Here is a 200-nt window from a genome sequence, read left to right as displayed (position 1 = left end):
TTAATCAAATTTTAAATCGGTTTTAGCCGTAAAATCTACTTACTATCTAGTTTTGAATGTGTAATACATTTCAATTTGTATTGCGTAGAGATTTACTTAATGTAATTATCTCAAGCAATAATTTGTCTGGTGACGATAGCAAAGAGGTCACACCTGTTCCCATGCCGAACACAGAAGTTAAGCTCTTTAGCGCCGATGGT

1 rRNA gene is annotated in these 200 nt (G+C 34.5%); it reads left to right on the top strand.

The features are described 5' to 3' along the window. Positions 1-125 precede the first annotated feature (125 nt). Positions 126-200: ribosomal RNA gene (gene rrf / locus LQ677_RS14665) — 5S ribosomal RNA — on the top strand; the annotation flags it as partial.

The sequence above is a fragment of the Mammaliicoccus sp. Q-M61 genome (genome assembly GCF_022386055.1).
GTDB lineage: Bacteria > Bacillota > Bacilli > Staphylococcales > Staphylococcaceae > Mammaliicoccus > Mammaliicoccus sciuri_A.
This window is presented reverse-complemented; position numbering and strand designations above follow the sequence as displayed.